This window comes from Acinetobacter genomosp. 15BJ (genome assembly GCF_000400715.1).
Classification (GTDB): Bacteria; Pseudomonadota; Gammaproteobacteria; order Pseudomonadales; family Moraxellaceae; genus Acinetobacter.
Genome location: NZ_KE007349.1, coordinates 90,407 through 107,187, shown reverse-complemented (window position 1 = coordinate 107,187; position 16,781 = coordinate 90,407). Strand labels below are relative to the sequence as shown.

Sequence of the window (16,781 nt, the reverse complement as noted above, 5' to 3'; positions counted from 1 at the left end):
TCATAGACTTTGGAACATACTATAGGGTTAGTTCTGCATGTTTTTAGTGACTTGATATGGATACGTTATCTATAGCCCATTTGAGTATGGGCTATATGATGTGTGCTGAGAAAACAGGAGGTTTTAACTTGGTAAACTATAGACACTCATCAGGAGTTTACCATGAGCAAGAAACAGAAGACTTACACCGCAGAATTTAAAGTTGAAGCAATAAAATTGATTGAAGCCAATCAAGGCAATGTATCGGAAACAGCCAGACAACTTGGCATTTCAATGCAAACTCTTTCAAATTGGAATAATAAAGCAAAGACTGGCACCTTAGCAGGCACTAAACAATATTCACCTGATCTAAATGCCTTACTCGAAGAAAATAAAAAGCTCAAACAACAGCTCAAAACAGCTGAAATGGAACGTGAATTTCTAAAAAAGGCAGCAGCGTACTTTGCGAAAGAAAGTCAGTAAGGTACGCCTATATGAAACAGCAAAGACATTTATTCCCGATTAGCTTTATGGCTAGATTACTTCACGTTTCAGTGTCACGATTTTATGATTGGCTAAAACGAGGCATGAATAAAAGATTGGTTCAGCGAAATCAACAGACAATTTTGGTCAAAATAGCTCATGAGGAAACTAAACAAAGCTATGGCTATATTCGATTAACTAAGCATTTACAAGCGCAAGGTATCAAAATCAGTACGTATGCTGTACGTCAAATAAAAAAGCTCAACCAGCTGTATTGTAAGCGTCATAAGCGTTTCAAAAGAACTACGAAGAGTGATCATAATCGAGCGATCTACGCAAATTTACTAGAGCAACAGTTTTCAATGACTAAGCCCAATCTTGCATGGTCAAGCGATATTACATACATTTGGACTGCTGAAGGTTGGTTATACTTGGCAGCAGTAAAAGACCTGTACACGAAACAAGTGGTTGGCTATAGCTTAAATGAGCGTATGACCGCACAACTTGTTTGCAATGCACTGACTATGGCGATTCGTAATCAAAAACCAACGAAAGGCTTAATTGTTCATTCGGACAGAGGCAGCCAATATTGCAGCCATGAATATCGAAAGATACTGGAAAAATGTGATTTTCAAGGTTCAATGAGCAAACGTGGGGACTGTTACGATAATGCACCGATTGAAAGTTTCTGGGGCATACTCAAGAATGAATTAGTGCATCATTGCAACTATAAAACCAGAGATGAAGCTAAAGCAGATATTACAAAATACATTGTGTTATTTTATAATCAGCGAAGAATTCAAAAGAGTTTGGATTTTAAAACGCCAAATCAAATAGCAGAGAACTTTTATCGGTTAGCTGCCTAGCATATCCCAAGTGAAAGTCTCCTGCTAATTCAGCACATATCAATACTGAACTAAGCAACTCATTGTACTTACTTAACTAGATAAGATATTGTTTATATTATTAATATATTACTTATAGATAATAATATAAGATACCTGTTAAGTACCTTAAGCTATTGCCTCGGTAAGATCATTGAACCATATGATGCTAACCATCGATATATCCAAAGATATATCGAAATTTGCTTAGGCTAAAGTTACGCCAATATAGTTAAATATTAACTAAGCAATCTACCCCCCTACATTCCACAGGAAGCAAACCAAAATCTTGTAATTGCTGTAAACTTGGTGAGTCAAAAGAACTGAAATTTGAATCATGATTTTTGTGTTTTCGACACTCGGAGAAATCATCATCTGCTTCATCCAATAAGCAAAACTCATTTGCTCGTAGGGTTGGATCAATCATAAAAATGCAGCTATATGTTTGTTGATGATATGAACGAGGCATAATACTGAAAGGCTTCAACTGCTTAATATTACTTTGCTTAGCAAGGAACGGATAAAGCTTATTGTTTGCAATCAATGTCAGTAAAAAACTAATTAAGAAGGTAACACTTTGAATTTCTTGTTCGAAGAATCTACTCAAATCGCGATCATTTATCTGAAGCAAAGAACTTAGCTTAAGGTTTTTTTCAAGCCTCTTGAGATCATTTACTTCTACAACATCAAAATTTAGTAATAATTGCTTCAATCTAGTTGAGGAGGAATATAACTCTAAACTCCACTGTTCCAAATAACACTGAAATAATGCGCAAGCCATCGAAGCGTTAACAAAATTATTCGACCTGGTGTTCAACTCATTATAGCTAATTAGTTCTTTCAACCACGACTGAGCTAAAGGGTATTTTTTTAATTCAAAGTAACCACTCAATAAATTAAGCACAAGCTCCTTTTCTAAATCATCCTGAGCCATTTTGGATGAATTTTCAAAATTGAATACCGTTCGCTGGCATAAGCGATCACTCAATATTCTTGGTTCATGCTGTATCAAACTGATATATGTTGAATGTGGATCTTGTCTAAAATTTAAATAATAGTCCAATTCTCTATTAAAGGTTTTAAACAACTGAAATAAACGACCTACCCGTTGTACTTCAAAAAGCTGAGTGGGTTTACTTTTCTCAATATAAAATCGACCATATCGAGCTTTATCCCCCCAAAGCTCATGCGATAAGTTGAGTGCGTAAAATGGATTCATTCGACTGATAATCTTGCTTGATTGAGTACCATCGACTCGTGTACGAATGAGTCCCTGTTGCTTTAATTTTTTGATACACCGAAAGATCGCATCTTTAGACAGTCCTGTTTTATGCTTTAATTTATGAATTCCGCATTTATTGGTAATTCCAAATTGATTACTATGTCTAACCAATACCATTAATACCAATGCCGTTTTGAAATCTATTTTTCCAAATAATATCGGTTTAGTATGTTGTAAGTGATGTACATAAAAGTCATTTAATTTGGTATCGACAAGGTGAAAAAAAAGAGCCTTCAGCGGAAGTTCATGATTCATCATCTTAGAGAACCATCGCTCTTTCTCAAAATCACCTATCGTTTTTACACTCCCCCAAAGACCAAACATTTCAATATCTATTCTTACAAATTCTTTGCAAGATTTTTCATCAATTCCTCTAACAATTATTTGATGCTCTTGTAATTCATTCAGCGTAGTCTGCAATTTTTTATCATGAAATACAAACTCCTTTGCACTCATTGCAGATGTTAAACAAAATTCTTGCCCTCCATACATTTGAATTATTTGGAGTAACAACCATCGTGCTATTGGAGTCAGAGTAACAGGGGAAAATTCGTGTGCAAGTAAAAAAAGTAAAAATCTATCTTCCATGAATCTATCGAACACTACCCACTTGTAATTTCACAAATATGGATGATAAAACTCAAATACGCAACTATTAAAATTTAGTAAATATTAATTTAACATTATAGTTAACATTAACTTACTAATAAGTTAATATTATTCCTGCTATTAATTTCATAAGAATGCTCATCATGACAAGACCATACGAACATTTTGAAAATTGGATGAAGAAAGACAGTAAAGCGAAGGAAGATTTCATCCAAAAAAATAAAGATGCATGGAGCAAATTAACCCCAAAACAATTTACAGTGTCTATATCCCAACCCCAAATCCTATTCGGTTATGATCAAGAACAAGCCATACTTTCAACAAAAGAATTTGTCGCCGCATCTAAAGATTTCTATGAAACCATTCGTAAAAAATTTAGGGAGCACAAGCACCAAACCTCTAAACAGCACAAAAGCCGTATTCAGGCAAGAATAAGTAAAAGCTCAACATCCAAGCTTGAACAAATCAAAAAAAAGCTTGAACATAGCAGTGCTTCAGGGACACTTGAACATATCATTAATAGTTTTGATGAAGACAAATTAAAGCAACAAATTCAAATTAATAAATTACAGGAACAAATTCAAAAACTGCGAGATTTTGAAGCGTATCTAAATAGTAAGCACAAATTTGAGCTTGAGACAGCACATGCACTCAATGAGAAAATTCAGGATTACTTATTCAGCCAATGGGTTTCAACCCAGCAAAAATTGGAAGTCCTAGAAAACCAATTTCCGAATGAAGATGACCTTGACCAAATTTATTCTTCTCAAAGTGACGAAGAAAAGGAGAACTCTCGTAGGATAATAAAATCAAATTTACAATCTGATTTTAATAACAACCTTCTCCGCATAAAAGCGACACTGGAACTCAAATCAGAAACCACAAATCCCCTTCATACAACTCTTTCGCCTATTTCCGAAAACGATTACCCACTTATTTATCCACGACCTTCAGGATTTACTAAACAAGGGGAAATTATTCATGATGGCATAGAGGAAAAAACTGATAACAAACAGAAAGCTGTGCCAAAGTACCTTACAAACCCAATAAAACCATTCACCAACAAATAAGCTTAAATTGAATTCAATATTTCCTTCAATATTTCAGGTTGTCCCCTCAACCAATGGATGATCGTTTCATCTAAATAAGCAGTGTTGTTATATGGCATTTTATAATTCAAATCCTTCAGCTTAAGTGAAGGATTTTTAGAATGAAGAATACTTTCTAGTTTTTTAATTTCAACTTGGATTTTATTGATTTTTTTAGCTTTTACAGTAGATGATGCTTTTTTACGTTTTATTAAATTATCTGACCGTGATTCAAACATAGGGACATCATCTTGTTCAAGTTTTTGAAGCTCATTCTGCATGCGAGTAATTTTAGACTTGATCCAAATGACATCATCTTTTTCAAATTCTTTGATCAATATAGGAATAATTGATGTAACCGCCTGAGTTGGATTATCCCATTTACGACCACGTTGAACTACCTGCTCACGTAAGACTCTGCATATTATTTCTCGTCTTGGGTACAAGCTTTTTGTATGTTTTTCTATTGCTGCTTTTGTTGTTTTAGCTTGCCTTTCAAGAGCCGTATTGTAAATTAAATATATCCTCCCTCCCAATACATCAACATACGTCATTAAAATATTTGAGTAACATTTTTTTTGGAGCCTCTTTTTCAACTGCTCCATATCTTCTCTTAAGCTATTGATCTGTACTAGAAGTTCAAAAACTTGGTCTGGCTTGAAAGGAATCAATTTAATATCATCACTCCCCTCTATCAGACTTAATGCTTGCTCACTGAGTCGAAAATCATTTTCTTTCATACGGAGCATGATTTTGTCTGTCATTGCTGCATATAATGGATTTCCCAATTCTGCCTCTAAATCACACTGATAGTAGTAACAGAAATTCTCAAGAATGTTCTGTTCGAGCAACGCTAGATCTGAAATTATTTTCGAATCCATAATTATTTAATCCCTTATATTACAAAATATTATAACAGGATAATGCTAAAATTCTTTTATACATGAGTACTGATCTACTTTAATCCTTTTCTAAATTTTATAGTGACCTCATCAACAAACAGAACTAATGACTTAAAAATACGCGTTGCTCTCTGACCTGTATTTAAAGCTAGAAATTAGTTCTTTCATCTAATTGTTATGACTACAAAAGGATCAAAGGTATGGGCTACTTAACATCTAAAGAAATTCGCCACAAACTTAAAAATTGCTCTCCTTCAACATTATGGCGTTACCAACAACCTAATCAAAAAATGTTCGAACAACCGATGCCACAACCTATTAAAAAATGTGCTGGCTCTTCTAGTCTTTGGGATGAAGAAATGTTTAATGAATGGCTACTCAAATATTTCAATAACAACCAAATGAGTAATCTGTCTAGCTAGACAGATTACTTAACTTTTTCCACCATTTTTTATAAGCTTTCGACATCTCTTTTTGATAATCATAATAGTCATATGTCCCCTGTTCCCCAGACATCACATGACCAACCATCAGTTCCGCAACATCCCTACTCGTAAACGCACTGAAATTTGTCCTTGCTGTACGCCGTAAATCATGCATAGACCAATGTTCCATTTCAATTTTATAATTCTTCCTTGCAAATTGCATGAAGTTATAAGGGGTATCTGTTGGCCCACTACGCCCCATAGGCTCTTTGCCATTTTCATGTGGGAAAATGTATTCAAAATTACTCAAATCCATTGCAGACTGAAGCCACGGTTTGATCTCATCAATAATAGGTCGAACAATGTCCCCTTTACTTTCTCCTGTCTTATGATTTTCATACGGTACTGTCCATGTATTTTTACTAAAATCAAAATCTGATTTCCGTGCAAGCCTCAACTCACTATATCGATTACCATAAAACAAACATAACTTGAGAAATAAAACATTCCTTAATGATGTTCTAGACTCATCACAAATTTTAAAAATTAAAGATAACTCATCATCTTGTAATACTCGAACAGTTTTATTTTTCTTAATATTCAAGTCACGTTTTCCAGTGATATGTCTTATGGGGTTTTGCTCAATTAATTTTCGATTGATCCCCCAATCCAAACACTGCTTTGTATTCGTAAGAATGCGATCAGTTATCGATGGTGACTGTTTAAATTGCTCTTCTAGTAAATCTAACCACATATGTAATGTGATTTGCTCAGCAGGTATGCTACCTAACTTTGGGAAAACATAAAGTTCAAATGATCTCAAATATTGATCTGCATTCTTTTTATTAGGAATACTATATTTCGCATGCCACTCACGAAATAACGCTTCAAAAGTTATAGCCTCTGTGATCTTGTGAAGCTCTACTTTTTTATGAATACGTGGGTCATGTCCCTTTTCTAAAATTGCTTTCATTTTCTGCAATTCAATACGAGCTTCTTTAAGGCTCATATTTGGATAGGTTCCCAAGTCTAAACGAGCTTGCTTATCGTTATATCGAAAACGCATCTGAAAAGTGAGCTTTCCTTTTTGCGATACACGAACGCTCAATCCATCTTGATCAGGCTCTGTATGTATAGCTGGACGTTCACGATCTAGATTCTTCTTCAGCCAAGTATCTGTTAAAGGCATTTTACTCCACCTGTGTACATATTTTTTTCAAGTAGCTAATTCTAGAAAATATGTACACACATATGTACACAAACATACTGACTAGACTTGAAATCTATTGAACGGGGTTGAAAGATATGTCAGATAAAGAATAGCAATATTTTTATATTTTTACAGCACTTACAATGATTTTATTATTATATTTGAAATAGGTTGAATGAGCTTGAATAGATATCAAATATTTGGGTGGGAAATAATCGCAAAGGTGCGACGCTGGGCAACCTGTGCCGCTAATTCATCTTTAAACATGAGAAAAATCTACACTAGTGCACCCATTTCGTATCTGTAAACTAAGACATGAACGAATGGCATGCGAAAGAATTTAAAATTGGCGCAATTGTAGCAGATTTATCGATTGTTGATATGTCTTCATTTCCCCTAACACTTCATCTATTAATCCCCGCAACTTCGGCTCTTGTTAAATCTCCCAATAAAAAAAACCATCATCAGATGGCTTCTTTATGATAGATGGGTTTAAAGCTCATCACCTAAACCAAAACCCCCAAATTGAGGAGGATCTGTATCTTCTCCTCCCAAATCAAATCCTCCAAAAATTGGTGGCTCAGACGATCCTGTTGAATCGTTCTGTCCTGAATCTGAGCCATTCTCTGTTCCGGGGTTTGAAGTAGGCGGAACGCCAGATCTTGTTGACGGATATTCATCTAATAACAAAACTGTGTTTAAAGGATCACATTTTATTCTTTCCTTCATACTATCAATATCATAGATCGAACCTTGAGCCTCTGCATAGAATTTTTTTGAATATTGTGCCTGATAGCTTGCTGTCCAATTTTGTAGAATATTCGGCAAATTGAATGTGTAGAAATATGTTCGTGACTCATTTGGCTGATACACATTTACTGTTTCGTCATTTAAACAGTAATCTGTTTGTGTGGTTTTTACAGTTTTTGTACCAGTAAGTTGAAAAGCTGCCTTACAACTATTGGTATATTCATAAATTGGAGATGGGGTGGTATTTTTGACAATAACCTGAAGCTTTAAACGTATTGGGGCTGAATCATTCATTGCGAAAAGATCCATCCTATCTCCCATCACCATGGGAATATGTGGACTATAATGACGAACAAACTGAATCGTGCGCTCTATTCCATTACAGTATTGAGTGATAGGGTTTGGATATGCAACCGCATACAACAATCCATCCTCCTCCATACGATCAGGTTTAACATCAGATTGAGGTTTTGGCACAGGGCTTTCGGTTCCTACCGCCACTCCTCCCGTTCCAGTTCCACCTAAACTCACCCCTACACTAAAATCACCATTTTCATCTGTACATCCTGTGAAAATCAAAACCCCGATGAATACTAAAGAAGGTTTTAAACTGACGTGTCCCATAGTGTTTTCTCATTAAAAATTATTATCAAAGTTTGACAAGCAACATCCTCTTGCTTATTTTCTTGCCTTACTGATATTTTAACAGACACCCAAATAGATAATACATTTTAATTACGCCAAACCTCCATTATTCAATTGATTTTCAATAAAAAAAGGCTGTCTCCATGCTGATAGAGAACAACCCAAGAGGAACATCTATTCAAGAGAATCTAAGTTGAAGTTTTGCCAATCAAGAAAACTCAGCTTCTCTTTACTTTATTATTTTTATTCGTCTGCCATGTTATCTATAGTGATCAGTTAGAAGGCATAGCTCAGACCAATACGACTACCGACTTCATTTCCACCGGCATAACCAACAGAACCACTCAATGAAACACGATTTGCAAAGAATGAAGTGACTAGACCAACCGAACCGGCGGTTTCCCCTTCAAAATGACCTACCCCTGCAAATACAGCAACTTGTCCTGAACGAATGTTTGGTACTGCTTGTTGAGCAGCCAATGCAATTGCTACGCCACGATAAGCACTCTTCTCAATATCATCCAAACGGCGACTTGCTTGATTGATACGACCATCCAGACGGTTAATTTCAGCAGTGCGAGTCGTGGCTTCTAGATCAATACGCTTCCCTAATGCAAGGTCAGCATCGGAACGTGCTTTGGCTTCTGCTACATCTCCAGCAATACGTGCATCTTTTTCAGTATTAACCGCTGCAATACGGTCTGCTTTTTCTGCTGCATCACCTGCAATACGCGCTGCTTTTTCAGTATTAATCGCTGCAATACGGTCTGCTTTTTCTGCTGCGTCACCTGCAATACGCGCATCCTTTTCCATATTCACTGCTGCGGTACGAGCAACAGTTATTGCGGCATCTGCATCTGCACGAAGTGTTGCTTCGTGATTAATCGCAGTGGTACGAGCTGCTGTTTGAGTGGCATCAGCATTGGCACGAAGTGTCGCCTCATTATCAAGCTTCGTTTGTAAATCTGCATCGCCTGCTTGACGTGCCGTCACTTCTTTTGCAAGTTGATCTGCTTGATCTTGATCACCTGCAATACGTGCAGTTTTTTCTGTCGCAAGCAAGTCATTTGCATGAGCAATCAGTTCGGCACCAGAAGTTAAACTTGAGATCGCCCCTTTGAGCTGTGATACATTGATCGCATCCTGATCATTCACACCATCAGCAACTTGCGTCACCTTACGAACAGAACCACTGAATAAGCCACCAAAACTGACCGTATTGTCATTACCAGCGCCTTGGCCATCTGTATCTGCACCATAACCAATCGCGACGGAGTTTTTATCATCAGCCCATCCTCTGGTTGTCCCACTAGAACCAAGCACAATCGTATTTTCTGCCGCACCTAGAGTATTATAACCAATATGAATAGAGTTCAATCCATCGCCATGTGCTTGAGCACCTATATTTAAGGCATTCTCACTACCAGTTTCGGCATTAAAGCCTAATGTGGTTGCACCTTTGGCATTTGCCCATGTTTCGCTACCAATCGCAGTCGCACCTTCACCGCCCGTCCAAGCAAGATGCCCCAAAGAACTCGCTTGTTGACCAACAACCAGACTACCACGACCTACCGCTGTTGCATTTTCATCATAGACGTGTTGGCTGTTACCGACAGCGACGCTTCCCGATTTTTCTGCAACGACTGTAGCACCAAGCGCAATGCTATCATTTGCATTCGCTTGTGCATGTGTGTCACGCCCGATAGCAATAGAGGAATCAGCAGTGGCATCATTTGCTGAACCAGCAGCAAAACTCTCTTTCCCCATGGCATTACTGTTATAACCCAGACCAATACTGGTATTATCTACGTCATTGAGTTGACCCAAAATAATACCGTTGGCTGTAGATGGAACATTGGCATAATTCGTTTGCCCACCCATTGCATTACTTAAACCAGAGCCCGTTCCAGTTGGCCCTTCCCATACAGGTGCTGCATAAGCGTGGCTTACCATCAAGGCAGCAGCTATTATTGATAATTGAAAAGTTTTTTTCATTACATCATCCTTTTATTCTGACCAAATCTCACCCAGTGCGTATCACCAAGTACGACTTAGTTCCCTCCGATGACATACGCTACGCCAGCACGACCACCCACTTTTCCACCATCAGCAACACCAAATGCACCACTGCCTGAGAAACGGTCACTAAATGACGTCACAGCACCCAACGCACCCGCTGCTTCTCCCTCGTAATAACCAACGCCACCAAATACAGCAACTTGACCAGGTTGTAGACTTGGAATCGCTTGCTGTGCTGCCAATGAAATGGCAATACCACGGTTTGCTGTAGTTTCAACATGATCTAAACGTGTATTTAATTGGTCCACACGACTATCTAGACGTTTAACTTCTGAGGTACGAGTTGCGGTTTCCACATCAATACGCTGCCCTAACGCAAAGTCAGCATCCGAACGTGCTTTGGCCTCTGCCACATCCCCAGCAATACGTGCGTCTTTTTCAGTATTAATCGCGGCAATACGTTCTGCTTTTTCCGCTGCATCACCTGCGATACGTGCATCCTTTTCAGTATTAATTGCGGCAATGCGTTCTGCTTTTTCCGCTGCATCACCTGCGATACGTTCATCCTTTTCAGCGTTAATCGCAGCAGTACGAGCTGTGGTTTCTGCCGCATCCGCATTGGCGCGAAGTGTTGCCTCGTTATTAATCGCTGCGGTACGAGCCGTGATTTCAGCTGCATCTGCATTGGCGCGAAGTGTCGCCTCGTTATCAATTTTTGTTTGTAAATCTGCATCGCCGGCTTGACGTTCTGTCACTTCTTTTGCAAGTTGATCTGCCTGATCTTGATCCCCCGCAATACGGTCAGCTTTTTCAGTGGCAATCTTAGTGTTAATCGCATCCAAATCCGCTTGACTTGGTGTGGTATCAATATTTGCTAAGGCATCATTTAATTGCTTAACATTCACCGCATCATTATCAGCAACACCCTCTGCAATATGAACCACACGACGATCTCCCATTGCGACGGTATTGTCTTCATCTGCAACAGTATTTGCCCCAATTGCTACAGAGTTCTGACCTGTTACTTTTGCACCTGCACCGAGTGCAACACCGCCCTCTACGCTTGCTTCTGCACCACTACCGATCGCAATCGAGTTTTTCTCACTCGCAATAGCATTGCTACCTGTTGCAATCGCATTGTCTGCGGTTGCTTTTGCACCATAACCAAGGCTTGTCGCATACTCACCTGTTGCTTCTGAGTTAGAGCCTACTGCTGTCGCGCCTGTACCATTGACAGTGACTGAATCACCAAAAGCACTAGCGTATTGACCTTTAACATCAATATTGCCACCAACAGCTGTAGCTTGACTATCATGAATAGTAATATTATTACCAACAGCCGTACCGCCTGCTCCGGTCACCTCATTATTACTCCCCACAGCAACTGCATACTGATCATGAGTCGTGTTGCTATTTCCGATCACAGCGGAACCAAATCCATCCACAGTATTGCCTGTACCACCGACAAATCCCTCACCGCCAGTTACATTATTATTCGAACCAACCACTGTTGTATCCGCAGCATTGTTATCTGTACCTACCACTGTTGTATTCGGACCAGTCGCAGTATTGCCTGTCCCGATATTTGTTTGGGCTGCGTAGACATTCGCGGCCAATAATGAAGCAGCTATTACCGATAATTGAAAAGTTTTTTTCATTACACGTTCCCTTCTGAATAATATCTATCTTATTGATAAGCATAAATTTTAATAAAGATTTTATTTAAACTCACAATTAAGCAAAGCAATTCAATAAAATCAATTTATATGTGTAATATGCACATATTTAAAAAACTAACATAGAACTTAAGCAGTGCGCAATAGTTGATTAAATTACGCTTAAAGACATAAAAATAAATATAATTTCATGATTTATATAAATTAATTTGATTTAAATTTAGGTTTTCAAGTAGAGTGAAATAAAAATAATTCAAAAAAATATGTTCAATATGTACATATTTTGTTTTTAATGATAAATTTCTTGGCATAACGATCTTTTCTTCCGCCAGCCGACATGAATGCCTCGTTCTAAGCACACCGACTTAACGTCCCCCCAAATAGCAAAGGAGCTTGCGGTAAATTTATGCGAGCATATTCATTAGATCTTCGTGAAAAAGTTATGGCTGCTTATCGTCAAACAGAGCATAAATCTAAGGTCTGTAAGGAGTTTAATATTGCAAGAACAACCTTAGATAAATGGATTATGCTTGAGAAAAAAACTCAGGCATTGATTCCCTTACCGGCCATTCGCCACGGACGTCCCTTTTCGATTAAGGATATGGAAAGTTTTCAGGAATTTATAAAAACGACAAGGTTCGATCAGATCCGTGATCTGATCGAACCTTTTGAGCAGAGATTTGGTTATAGCGTTTCCTATTCAGTTCTATGGAGAGGACTCAATAAAATAGGCTGTATTAAAAAAGAGAAAAGGCAGTAAAGAACATTTTTATTTGATATGTTGTTATTCATCATACTGATAAATTCCCAGACGGAATCTTTTATTTGCATCTGATAACTGTTCATCATGCTTACAGTAATCGATTGCGGCTGAGACAATGGCTTTTGACATCATATTCCATAAATCAATACTCAATTGATTTAGCTTATCAACAGATTCTTGAGTTAGCTCGTCCGCAAAAATTGCCTGCTCTAGAAAATTTTTATTCTTGGTTAAATTACTAATCCCAGCAGAAAGATGATCTGAAATATTCTGCGTGAATAATTGTTTGCTTTCATCAGCTTGTGGATTTGGTGTAAAACTTGAATTTTGTAGGATTACCTGATCATGGTCTTCGGTAACGATACCTAAACGCTTTAATTCCAATAGAATAGACTTCGGGTGTTTCTCTAAAGAAATTTGCTTGACGATACTTTCAAAACTATTTTCATCGCCCTGAAATGGAATTTGCAAAGGCAGCTTCTGATTAAGCCACATTCCGACGACACGAGCAGGCACACTGATTGGTAATTGTAAATTGAATTGATCTACTGGAGTATATTCACCATGCGTCTGGCAAAAGCTACGCACATCACGGCGATTTAACCCTGATAATAAACTAATGGCAGAATCTGTTTTCTTTTGCTTGATTGCATCTAATTCTTTGATCGCTTCATTATAAAACAGCGCTTTTAATGCAATGCTAAATTCGCTATAACCAATCCCTGACTTAATCAGCCAATGAATCAACTGAGGCATAATGCTGACAACATGCTCTAATGTCGTTTCAGTATCGTGAGACAACAACATGTCTTCCGAAACGGTTAGAGCTAATGCGTCTTTCCCCATGTAAACTCCAATATTAAGCACGACAGACAGATTTATCTTTATCGTTAGAAATGAGATTGATCCCTATTTTTATTCTAGCTGAATTCATCAATCTAGAGGATTAAAATTGTAGCCTTTTTTTTAAAAAAAATTTTCAAGTTTTTACTCGACAGTAAAATATGCTAAAACTTATATTTATTTATCAAAATATTACAATTACCGTAAAATAATTTACAGCCATCTTCAACACAAAGAACAAGATCAAAAATCATCCTCTAAAGAGTGTCCAATTGCACTGAATCCGCATTGTTATCCGTTTCCATTATGGGTAAGTTTCATTGATATTTGCTAAAGCAAAAATGTTCTGGATATTGATCTCATTGTTGAGACATGTAAGCTTTTAATTAAAAACCTGAATGTCGTAATCAACTACTTTAGCTCACACAATGATTCAGTTAGGATAAAGACCACCAAGAGACCAATCCGATCTTTTCTCACAGCTATAAGAGTAAAAATATGTCACAACAAGATTATGAAAATGGTTTAAAAGTTCGCACTGAAGTGATGGGTGAATCCTTTGTAAAACGTGCGCAAGACAATACTGTGCCTTTTACCCAACCCTTACAGGACTGGATCAATGAACATGCTTGGGGTTCGACATGGCAACGTGAAGGTGTGTTACCGCGTAAATATCGCTCTCTTGTGACCATCGCTTTTTTAACGGCACTGAAAAGTCCAACCGAGCTGAAAGGGCATATCCGTGGTGCTTTGAATAACGGTGCAACTGTTGAAGAAATCCAAGAAGTGCTGCTGCACAGCCTTCCGTATTGTGGTGCACCAGCAACACAGGAAGCTTTTCGAGCGGCACTTGAAGTCATTAATGAATATCAAAAAGAAGCATAAAGATTTGACGATTACCTTGTCATTGATGAAGTCTGGGCTAAAACTACAACCCATGATAGATAAAAGCCCTTATCTTTGATAAGGGCTTTTTGATCTTAGATTCCTCAAAACAATAAAAATGCTTTGAGAATGTTTTCGTTGCGAATAAAACGAAATAACTAAAAATAATAATTCTTCACGATCTCGATAAATGCATCAGCTTCATCACGACCAACGTGCTGAGATTTCACAACACCTAAACTCAATGATATAGAAAAGTCTTTTAACTCAATTATTTCCAACCCATCATTATTAACTATAAATTTATCAAATAAAGATTTTGGATAAATACCGAAGCCATCACCATTCAAAATACTTTGTAATTGTAGCTCGACTCCATAAATTTCTTTATTAATATAAAAACCTAATTTTCTATCATATAAAAGTTTGGCTAAGCTTTCCCTAAAATAGCAACTCTCAGGATGGAGTACCCACCCACGTTTACTACATTTTTCTAAACTATTATATTTATAAGCATCTCCTTTTCGGGCAACAATAACTAAGGGAAGCGTACCAACCTCAACAAAAGAAACTGTGGCAGCTAGGCTCAGATTAGGTGGTAGCATCAACACCGCTAAATCAATTTCACCTTCATGAATTTGCTGAATAAGGCTACTCCCCCATCCACTATAAATATCAATATCGTAATATGGATTAATTTTTTTGGACTCACTCATGACTGAATCGAACAAATCATCAATCAATACTTGAGCAATACCAATTTTTATATTTTTTCTAAAAACCTCACTACTTTCAGTATGAAAATTTTTAAGTGACTCAAGTTGTCGCAATATAAAACAACTTTTGAAATAAACTTTTTTACCTAATTGTGTCAGTTGTAATGGTCTCGTTCTTCGATTAAACAATACCCCCTTAACAATTTCTTCCATATTGAAAATACGTTTCGTCACAGTTGACTGATTCACCCCTAGCTTCTCAGAAGCAACGGTTATAGACTGGTGATCAGCTACATATATAAACGTCTTTAAATCCCTAATATCCAATATTTTTCCCTCACATAGCATTATTTTAAATACTTTCTAAATTGGCCAGGGGAGCATCCAGTCCACCCCTTAAATGCCCGTGTAAAAGCACTATGTTCTGTATAACCCAATACGTAGGCGATATCCGACAAACTCACATCTTCATTTCTCAATAAAAATAATGCTTTTTCATGTCTTTTTTGTTTGACTAATAATTTGAATTCTTCGCCTTCATTTCTTATTCTTTTGGATAGCACTCTCGGTGTTAGCCTCATTTTTTTTGCAACTTTGGTTAAATAGGGTTCTCCTTCAGATAAAATATTACTGATTTGAATATTCACTTTCTCAATAAAATCTATCATGCCCTCACTCTTACGTGGGCAGGATGCAAAAAATGCTTGCATACACAGTTCATCAAACTTTTTGCAAATCGTAATTGAGTCGAATAAGTCACTGGAATATAAAGCATGCTTATAAAGATCATCCACACAGGGTTCAAATATAAAATGTGTATTCTCTACGTTCAAACTCTCCGTCAAATATTTAAATCCATTTAATAAATCTTGACTTAAAAAGTCCTGCCTTAATACCTCACACTTATAGATCAAAACAATTCGAAAATGATCTAAAGACAAACTATTAATTAAAGAAAAAAATTTATCTATTTCCAAATGGAAAAAAATAACTGCATGCTTTAACTCTCTATTTCCAACCTCAATAATATGCAGTTTTATATTTTTTTCACAATATGAAAAAGTATGAAACATATTATCCATCTCATATTTCAACTCTATAAAGCTTATCAAATTTTTTTATTCATTATTTTACATTTTATATTAAATAAATAATCATTTTAGGAAAATTAAACGAACAAGCATACTATACTTGTCCGTTATTGGTTAGAAGCCTACCATTACATTTTTTTCAATCTAAGTGATTTGCATCATACGCATGACTTTTCAAATCCTCTGACTTTCATTCATTACCATTGAATATTTACACGGCGGTTTGGTGCTAAACATTGTACCGTTTGTGTCGTACGAGTCTGTCCTGAACACTCCTGATAGACACTCGTGCCTCCACTGACTTGCAATTGAATACGTTTAGGCTCAACGCCTTGCTGTACCAACAATTGCGCCACGGTATTGGCACGATGTGAAGATAAATCTTGATTATAAGCAAACTTACCTAAGCGATCTGCATAGCCAGAAACAATCACAAGGTTTTGTGATTGCTGAATTGCACTGACCATAGTGGCAAGATTGGTTGAACTTGGTTCTATTGCATTGGCATCTGAACGGTCAAACGCAAAGAAT

Annotated in this window: 15 protein-coding genes and 1 pseudogene; 5 read left to right on the top strand and 11 right to left on the bottom strand. The window is 37.1% G+C overall.

What is annotated here, in order from left to right; translation table 11 throughout:
• Positions 1-162: 162 nt before the first annotated feature.
• Positions 163-1,328, top strand: a protein-coding gene (locus tag F896_RS03525) for an IS3-like element ISAba21 family transposase (RefSeq protein WP_085940850.1) whose coding sequence is annotated in 2 segments (ribosomal slippage) — positions 163-421 and positions 421-1,328 — 1,167 coding nt in all. Because the reading frame shifts where the segments join, the coding sequence is not laid out codon by codon here.
• Between the two features lie 250 nt (positions 1,329-1,578).
• Here the strand turns inward: F896_RS03525 and F896_RS03530 are convergent.
• On the bottom strand, positions 1,579-3,216 hold the full coding sequence (locus F896_RS03530; RefSeq protein ID WP_005146795.1) for a helix-turn-helix domain-containing protein: 1,638 nt from the start codon (positions 3,214-3,216) through the stop codon (positions 1,579-1,581).
• 164 nt (positions 3,217-3,380) lie between these two features.
• Between F896_RS03530 and F896_RS03535 the strand changes: the two genes are divergently transcribed.
• Positions 3,381-4,307, top strand: a complete 927-nt coding sequence (locus F896_RS03535; RefSeq protein ID WP_005146799.1) for a hypothetical protein — start codon at positions 3,381-3,383, stop codon at positions 4,305-4,307.
• Between the two features lie 2 nt (positions 4,308-4,309).
• Here F896_RS03535 and F896_RS03540 read toward each other — a convergent pair whose 3' ends face one another.
• Positions 4,310-5,206 (bottom strand): hypothetical protein, encoded by an 897-nt coding sequence (locus F896_RS03540; protein ID WP_005146801.1) that lies wholly within the window; start codon positions 5,204-5,206, stop codon positions 4,310-4,312.
• Positions 5,207-5,427: 221 nt separating this feature from the next.
• Between F896_RS03540 and F896_RS03545 the strand changes: the two genes are divergently transcribed.
• Positions 5,428-5,649: a hypothetical protein gene (locus F896_RS03545; protein ID WP_000541019.1), complete on the top strand. Its 222-nt coding sequence runs from the start codon at positions 5,428-5,430 to the stop codon at positions 5,647-5,649.
• Here F896_RS03545 and F896_RS03550 read toward each other — a convergent pair.
• The 5 genes and pseudogenes from F896_RS03550 to F896_RS03565 form a co-directional block, all read right to left on the bottom strand.
• The gene (locus F896_RS03550; protein ID WP_005146803.1) at positions 5,642-6,841 is read right to left on the bottom strand and encodes a tyrosine-type recombinase/integrase; all 1,200 of its coding nucleotides are present in this window, start codon (positions 6,839-6,841) and stop codon (positions 5,642-5,644) included. The genes F896_RS03545 and F896_RS03550 overlap by 8 nt on opposite strands.
• Before the next feature lie 219 nt (positions 6,842-7,060).
• Positions 7,061-7,129: pseudogene (locus F896_RS21460) on the bottom strand (hypothetical protein); the annotation flags it as partial.
• Positions 7,130-7,354: 225 nt separating this feature from the next.
• Positions 7,355-8,236 (bottom strand): hypothetical protein, encoded by an 882-nt coding sequence (locus F896_RS03555; RefSeq protein ID WP_016164777.1) that lies wholly within the window; start codon positions 8,234-8,236, stop codon positions 7,355-7,357.
• A 297-nt stretch (positions 8,237-8,533) separates the two neighbouring features.
• Positions 8,534-10,252 carry a YadA-like family protein gene (locus tag F896_RS03560; RefSeq protein ID WP_016164776.1) on the bottom strand — a complete coding sequence of 573 codons (1,719 nt, stop codon included), beginning with the start codon at positions 10,250-10,252 and terminating at the stop codon, positions 8,534-8,536.
• A gap of 56 nt (positions 10,253-10,308) precedes the next feature.
• Positions 10,309-11,934 carry a YadA-like family protein gene (locus F896_RS03565; RefSeq protein WP_016164775.1) on the bottom strand — a complete coding sequence of 542 codons (1,626 nt, stop codon included), beginning with the start codon at positions 11,932-11,934 and terminating at the stop codon, positions 10,309-10,311.
• 424 nt (positions 11,935-12,358) lie between these two features.
• On the opposite strand from F896_RS03565, the gene F896_RS03570 reads away from it, so the two are divergent.
• Positions 12,359-12,712, top strand: coding sequence for a COG3415 family protein (locus F896_RS03570; RefSeq protein WP_016164774.1), 354 nt, complete (start codon positions 12,359-12,361; stop codon positions 12,710-12,712).
• A gap of 24 nt (positions 12,713-12,736) precedes the next feature.
• On the opposite strand, the gene F896_RS03575 is transcribed toward F896_RS03570, so the two are convergent.
• Entirely contained in the window at positions 12,737-13,561 is an 825-nt protein-coding gene (locus tag F896_RS03575; protein WP_016164773.1) for a hypothetical protein, read from the bottom strand.
• A gap of 495 nt (positions 13,562-14,056) precedes the next feature.
• On the opposite strand from F896_RS03575, the gene F896_RS03580 reads away from it, so the two are divergent.
• Positions 14,057-14,443 (top strand): carboxymuconolactone decarboxylase family protein, encoded by a 387-nt coding sequence (locus F896_RS03580; RefSeq protein ID WP_004655805.1) that lies wholly within the window; start codon positions 14,057-14,059, stop codon positions 14,441-14,443.
• A 158-nt stretch (positions 14,444-14,601) separates the two neighbouring features.
• Here the strand turns inward: F896_RS03580 and F896_RS03585 are convergent, their stop codons facing one another.
• The 3 genes from F896_RS03585 to F896_RS03595 all read right to left on the bottom strand — a co-directional run.
• Positions 14,602-15,486, bottom strand: a complete 885-nt coding sequence (locus F896_RS03585; protein WP_016164772.1) for a LysR family transcriptional regulator — start codon at positions 15,484-15,486, stop codon at positions 14,602-14,604.
• Positions 15,487-15,506: 20 nt separating this feature from the next.
• Positions 15,507-16,232: a helix-turn-helix domain-containing protein gene (locus F896_RS03590; RefSeq protein WP_016164771.1), complete on the bottom strand. Its 726-nt coding sequence runs from the start codon at positions 16,230-16,232 to the stop codon at positions 15,507-15,509.
• Between the two features lie 215 nt (positions 16,233-16,447).
• Positions 16,448-16,781: OmpA family protein (locus F896_RS03595; RefSeq protein ID WP_016164770.1), on the bottom strand; the 334-nt coding region annotated here is incomplete at its 5' end.